The following is a 7,110-nucleotide window of genomic DNA, read 5'->3' as shown; positions in this document are numbered from 1 at the left end:
CGCGAAGTAAGCTGCCGCCTTTTTTAAGATTTCATTTTCCTCTCGAAGATCCCGGACCTGGCGCTCAAGTTTTCTTATCAATTCATCATCTGGGCTTAACTTACCACTACCAGGGAATGGCCCTTCAGGCTTTTCACGATATCTTTTTAACCAACCATGTAGCGTGTTGATTTTTATACCTAATTCCCTTGCAACAGAAGCCACTGATCCTTCGGAAGCTTCTACTCGTTTTATAGCTTCCATTTTAAATTCTGTACTGTATTGCCTTGCCATATTTTTTGCCCCTTTCAATTTCTAGTATACTACGTGTTCTTACTGTCCATCAAAAGGGGTACGGGTCAATATGGATTTCAATAAGCAACTGATCGGTGTTCGCGACGAATATATCGTTTTGATAAAAAACGAACTTTTGGGGCCGGGATCGGAGTATTCCGTGCCGGATGCCGAACGCGAACTGATTACCAATGCGCCGGAAAAGCGGTATTCCATCGGCGTTTTGTTTCCGCAGGACAACATCATCAACTCCGAAAATACCGAAAGCATGCGGGTTGAGGAACACCCGGAAGTAGATCGCGACGATGAAGACGACGATTTCTCCACTGAAAAAGACAGCATGTCGGAGAACGGCAAAACCGTACGAAGTAAGGTTCAGGCCGATTCTTATGCAAATGAAAACTTGGACGAGGAAATCGGACTCGCCTCACAAAATCTACCTTCTTCTATGGGTATCACATTTGTCGTTAAAGGCAATGCCGACACGATTTGCGGGAAGGTATCTTTCGCAACATACAGACGGGCAAAGCTTTCCGATTGCAGAATTCCTTTTTGTCCGCCCAATCCCGAGACATATGCCGTTCCCGCCGTGCTTGCGCACATAATGGAATACGAAACGGATACCTCTTGCGTAAGACTCCGAAAACCGGTAAAAAAGAAAGAAATCACACAAACAATCGAATGGGACACATTGACTGAAGAAGAGAATTTTGCTCTTAAAAATATTGCTTACCGTTTTTGCGATCAATTGAACTCCGGTCACGTGAGAGAGCCGCATGAGGCTGAATTCGCATTGGTTTTTTCGCAAAGCGATTATATTGATAACAATAGGAACATTGACGGCACTAAGGCAAAGATAACGGCTCTGAGACGAAAAATCGGCGACGGCGTTTGGTCTGTAACCGTTATGTTGGTCAATGACGGTAACGGGAAGCCCAACGGTACCAATTGCCTGTTCCAACCGAAAATCTCTTTTTCGTCTTCCGATAATTCGTTTATATTTTGCGAATATGGAGCGATCTCGGACGTCTCCTGTATGGATGAGGAAGAACAGTCTCTCGCACTGCTGTACAGGGAAAAAAGAATTTACGGTTCGGGATTGGGGACATCCGTCGATTGGCAGATAGATAAGTCGGGTAACGGAACAATTTACACGGATTTCTTCCCGGAAACCGAGGTTCCGTCTATGGATTTCGGTTTGCCGAAGAATGACAGCGTTTCGGAAGACATGCTGTCCATGAAGTATCTGTCCGACCTCAACGACACGGACAAAGATAAAAAACTATCCGCATTGAAAGGAATCGTCGATTTTTATGAAAAGTGGATCGACGGACTTGAAACGGCGGCGGTTGACTTGGATGTCCCTTATCGTCGGGCAGCGGAGAATAACATTGCCGAATGCAGAAAAGCTTGCGACAGAATGTATGCGGGCATAGGTACTCTCGAAACTGACGAGAATGCGTGGAACTCTTTCCAACTCGCCAATCGTGCCATGTTCATGCAAAGAGAACAGCTGCGTTTACAGGCGCAAACGGCAAATACGGACCGTTATCCCGATGACGGCGAGCTTACAGATCTTTTGAATAAGACAAATTATTATTCGGCAGAGGATAAACATCGCTGGCGTCCGTTCCAGATTGCGTTTATTCTTATGGGTGTCAATTCTGTCGTTTATGACGATTGTTCCGAACGAAACCTTGTCGATTTGATTTGGTTCCCGACCGGCGGCGGCAAAACCGAGGCATACCTGGGATTGGCGGCATTTGTGATCTTTTTCAGACGATTGACCCACCGTCAGACATCGGCGGGAACGGCCGTTATTATGCGATATACGCTGAGATTGCTGGCCGCACAACAGTTTACGCGGGCCGCGACGCTTATCTGTGCATGTGAATTCATTCGACGTGATTGCTCAGCAAAGAAGCACAGATATCCGTCTTACGAATTGGGCAATGAAGCTGTCACCATCGGATTGTGGATAGGCGGAGAACATACTCCGAACAAGAACGGGTATGCGAAAAAGTGCTTGGAAAAACTTCTTGCGGCAACCGCAGGCAGTGTTCGCAACGATAAAGAGAAGCACAACAAATTTCAGGTATTGAAATGTCCATGGTGCGGAACGAAACTCGTCAAGGACAGCAAGGACGGAAAACTGGTCGGGCAATGGGGCTATAAAATGCGCGACAACAAACATTTTTATCTGTCTTGTCCCCAGGAGTCCTGTGATTTCAATTCAAGATTGCCTATTCAAATTGTCGATGAAGAATTATACGATAATCCACCGACTTTGCTGTTCGGTACTGTGGATAAGTTTGCCATGCTTCCGTGGGAAAGCGCGGTAGGCTCGTTTTTTGCCGCATGCAACGATAACCGTGCACCGGAATTAATCATACAAGACGAGCTTCATCTTATTTCCGGTCCCCTCGGAACGATTGTCGGTCTGTATGAAACGGTTATAGACGCTTTGTGCAAAGCTAAAGGTGTGCCCCCAAAAATCATTGCTTCGACAGCGACTATTCGGCGGGCAAAAGAACAATGCTCGGTGTTGTATAACAGAAATGTAGTACAATTTCCCCCTCCGGGGCTGAACGCGGATGATTCATTCTTTGCACGGGAATCGAAAATTTCCCATGAAGACGGTGTTTTCGGACGCAAATACATCGGGCTTATGCCTGCCGGGAAGACAAAGGCCATGATGGAGGTCAGGTCTCTCGCCGCTTTGCTTCAGAAGGCAAAAATGATGGATTTGCCCGATGAAGTAAAAGATAAGATATGGACGCTCACAGTCTATTTCAACAGTCTGAAAGACCTCGGCAAATGCGCAACGCTGATCGACGACGACGTTAAAGATTTTATCATCAGAATGTCCATCCGTCTCGGTACGCGACGCGACGCACGACTGATTGTCGGTTCGGATGAGCTGACGAGCCGCGTCACAACGACCGAGCTGAACGAAACATTGGACAAGCTTGAAAAACTGGAGTACTCGCAGGGAAATATCTCAAATAAGCGTTACGCTTCCAATGTTCTGCTTGCCACAAATATGATTTCAGTCGGTATCGATGTTCCGAGATTGAATGTGATGCTGCTTGTCGGACAACCGAAACTGACAAGCGAATACATTCAGGCCTCAAGCCGTGTGGGACGCCAATATCCCGGAGTGGCGTTCGTGTTGTATGACGGCTCCAAAAGCCGTGATCGTTCGCATTTCGAGCAATTCAAGGCATATCACGAGTCATTTTACCGTTTTGTAGAGCCAACCGGTGCCACTCCGTTTTCCAAGCCGGCGCGCGATCGTGCTTTACATGCCGTGATTACCGCCATGATAAGATACTCCGCAGGTTTGAGCGATGACAGGGATGCCGCCCGATTCGACAGAGAGTTTTTTGCCGCAAACATTGACGGTATTAGGAATTTTATTGTCGGAAGGATTAAAGAGATCAACGAAAGAGCGGATACAGGTCTTTCCGACGACAGTACCGAAATTGAAACAGAGATAAACAATTTTCTCGACGCTTGGAGTCGCTTGGCTAAAACCGCGCCGAACGGAAACCTGTATTTCGGAAGACGGTTTATGGTCAAGCAGCCGAGTGCCGGAGAAAGGCGTTTGTTGAAGGCTTTCGGCTCAGCTGGTTATGACGTATCCGCTTTTGACACATTGACTTCCATGAGAAATGTTGACAGTTCCATTGCGGGAAACATATTGGTTTGGGGGGAATGACGAGATGGCTGTGGAATCACCGAAAAGCAAAGAAAAACTGAACAGTATAACACACACTGTTCGAGCTTCTCAGTCAGTGTTGCAGTACGGTGTCGGCGCGATGATAGATTTCCCCGACCAGACGCTTATGACAGCGGCACCCGAATATTGGAGCGAAACAGTGATACAAATCCACGACGAGCGTTTTGAAAAAGCGTTGAATGTGGATTACTTCGGTATGCCCGGCGGCAAAGATCAGGCGGAGTTCAGAGAAGGTATCTCTTACGTTCGGTTTCCGGAGTGGTATTTTTGTCCGAAATGCCGCAAATTTCAACCGATAAAAAAATGGCATGAAGAGTATCAACAAAAAGCTTCTCAGAAAACCCGTGACTTAGACCCGCATATGGTGCGACATATGAAATGCACGACTTGTCGACAGGATTTGGTCGTTGCCCGTATTGTGGCAGTTTGTGAAAGCGGGCATATCAGTGATTTTCCATGGATTAAATGGGTCCACAGGCGCAGTAGGTTCGGCGCAAAAGAGGTTTGTTCCAATCCGTCTCTGACATTTAAAACCGGCACATCCGCCTCAGAGGGACTGGAAGGTTTGGTTATCACTTGCGAAAATTGCGATGCATCAACCACGTTAAAGGATGCTTTCGACCCTGAAATTTTTGAGGCATTGGATAGAAAGGACGACAGAGACGATTTCCGTTGCGAAGGCAATCATCCGTATAAACACCTCAAAGAAAAATGCGGCAAGTATCCCAGGACCATGCAACGCGGTTCTTCCTCGGTATACTTCCCAGTTACTTTAAGCTCTTTGGTTATCCCGCCGTATGCGGAAAAATTGACGGAAAAAATCGAACAGAGTGCATCTTTTCGGAAATGCATCGCGATCATCGGAGACGAAGACCCGGAAGACAGAACCGATAAAATACAAAAAAGGATTTCAAAATGGGCACATGACATCGGTGTAGAAATCGGTGCCACCGACATCCAAGTTGAAACTATCTTAAAAAGAAAATGGTTGGAAGAACCAGTTGTCGAGTATGACACCACAAGCATTGAATACCGTGCCGAAGAGTATGAGGCCCTAAATGGGGCTGCCGGTATTCAGAGTACCTCTTTGGGAGACTTCTCACGCGAATCGATGGATATAATAGAGTACGGATTACCTCATTTAAAGGGTATTTCTCTTATCACTAAAATAAGAGAAGTTCGTGCTCTTGTCGGATTTACGAGATTATCCCCGTCGGCAAGCGCAAACGGTATCGGTGATCCGAATTTTGTATCCGTAAAAGAACCGGAGACAAGATGGTATCCGGCATATGAGGTGCGCGGCGAAGGCATCTTTATCGAGTTTTCCCAAGCGGACATCGAACAATGGGCGGCAAACAATCCGTCAGTGACCGAGCGTGTAAACTTTATAAATGCCAGTTATGCCGATTCGTTTATGGGAAAACAGCGACCGCGAACCGTAACTCCGAAATTTGTATTGTTGCATACATTGGCTCATTTGCTGATTAAGCAACTGAGTTTTGAGTGCGGCTACAGTATTGCCTCATTGCGCGAAAGGATATATTGCGGCGAGGAGGCAGACGGAAAAGAAATGTCCGGAATATTTATATACACCGCGAGCGGAGATTCACAAGGCACTCTCGGCGGTTTGGTCAGGCAAGGCAGACCGGATTCATTCGGACGTATTTTCAGAAAGGCAATAGAGAATGCAAAGATCTGCTCCAACGATCCCGTTTGTATCTTGAGTCACGGACAGGGACGCGACTCTTTGAACCTTGCCGCCTGCCACGCTTGCGCACTGATACCTGAAACCGGATGTGAAGAATACAATGTATTTCTTGACAGAGGATTGGTTGTCGGGACATTTGAGAACAAAAATATCGGATTCTTTTTCGATTGGTAGTTTGTTGAACGGCTGTCATCCACTATTTCAAAAGGCAGGCGGATTATCATGTACTCATTTATTATTGATAAAGAATATACCAAAAAGGATATTTATAAAATTATAGGAATATCCACAAACACACACGGCGGTAATTGGGACACCGGCTATAATTTATACAATAACGATTTCTTTATTTTTGCAAACATAGACACTCCCGGAAGAACAGGTCATAGTTATAAAAATAAATTTGAAGGTAATCTATTCCGTTGGTATGCAAAAAGCAAAACGAAATTGAGTAATCCACAAATACAGTTATTGCTTAATCCGCCCGGATATATTTACATTTTCTATAGATTTGACAATTCAAAACCTTATACCTTTGCCGGAACCGGCATACCTTATTCTTACGAGGACACAACTCCTGTTCAGATTACATGGAAAATCGTAAATAATTCTTACGAAGAACAATTTTCGCAGAAAGAAGCCGATATGTTAATAAGTGTCATAAAAGAAGGAGCCAGGCATGAGCATATCGTCAATATTTATGAACGAAATCCGGAAGCCAGGAAAAGGTGTATCAATATTTATGGGTATAGATGTGTTGTTTGCAATTTTGATTTTGAAAAAACATACGGCGAACTGGGAAAAGACTTTATACATGTTCACCATTTAAAACCTTTAGCGGAAATAAAGGAAAATTACTATGTTGATCCCGAAAAAGATTTGCGACCGATATGTCCCAATTGTCATGCGATGATACACAGAAAAACACCGGCATTAAAAATTGAGGAATTGATACAAGTGCTGCAAGAACATTCTATTCCGGAAACTTGATTATTTTAGCAATAAAATTCGGTTATGGCAGCTGGACAAACGGTCTGTGTCGGTCTTGTTTATGCGGCATGCAGAGAGATACATGTTCGAGCGCACCGTTATCCGGTGCGTCGACTATTCGCTGGCGGCTCTATGGCGCCGTAGATAACCATATGCGATGGCGGAAAAAAAGCGGGTATGGTCTGGCCTAATACCGTCCGCTATGCGCGGAGAAAAATAAGCAAATCATCGTCAGACACGCTGGAGATTATTTCTCCTGTGAATTGAAGCGCTGCAACGGCGAAAACAGCGGCAGATTTTTCCGAGAAAACAAGAAGATTAATACGAAAAACGACGGGATAAGTTTCATTTCAATACCTACCCGTCGTTTTTGATCGGAGGCGAGCATCTGTGGCAA

4 protein-coding genes are annotated in these 7,110 nt (G+C 45.3%); 3 read left to right on the top strand and 1 reads right to left on the bottom strand.

What is annotated here, in order from left to right:
- A partial coding sequence (locus BM056_RS24400; RefSeq protein ID WP_131820843.1) for a transposase occupies positions 1-273 on the bottom strand: 273 nt, incomplete at its 3' end.
- Positions 274-343: 70 nt separating this feature from the next.
- Here BM056_RS24400 and BM056_RS24395 point away from each other — a divergent pair.
- The 3 genes from BM056_RS24395 to BM056_RS24385 are packed head-to-tail and all read left to right on the top strand — an operon-like array spanning position 344 to position 6,713.
- Positions 344-3,994, top strand: coding sequence for a helicase-related protein (locus BM056_RS24395; RefSeq protein ID WP_092475837.1), 3,651 nt, complete (start codon positions 344-346; stop codon positions 3,992-3,994).
- Positions 3,995-3,998: 4 nt separating this feature from the next.
- The gene (gene drmB / locus BM056_RS24390) at positions 3,999-5,897 is read left to right on the top strand and encodes a DUF1998 domain-containing protein (protein ID WP_092475833.1); all 1,899 of its coding nucleotides are present in this window, start codon (positions 3,999-4,001) and stop codon (positions 5,895-5,897) included.
- Between the two features lie 48 nt (positions 5,898-5,945).
- Positions 5,946-6,713 carry a DUF3427 domain-containing protein gene (locus BM056_RS24385; protein WP_092475831.1) on the top strand — a complete coding sequence of 256 codons (768 nt, stop codon included), beginning with the start codon at positions 5,946-5,948 and terminating at the stop codon, positions 6,711-6,713.
- Positions 6,714-7,110: the final 397 nt, after the last annotated feature.

Origin of the sequence: Desulfotruncus arcticus DSM 17038 (assembly GCF_900113335.1) — a bacterium.
Lineage (GTDB): Bacteria > Bacillota > Desulfotomaculia > Desulfotomaculales > Desulfallaceae > Desulfotruncus > Desulfotruncus arcticus.
This window is presented reverse-complemented; position numbering and strand designations above follow the sequence as displayed.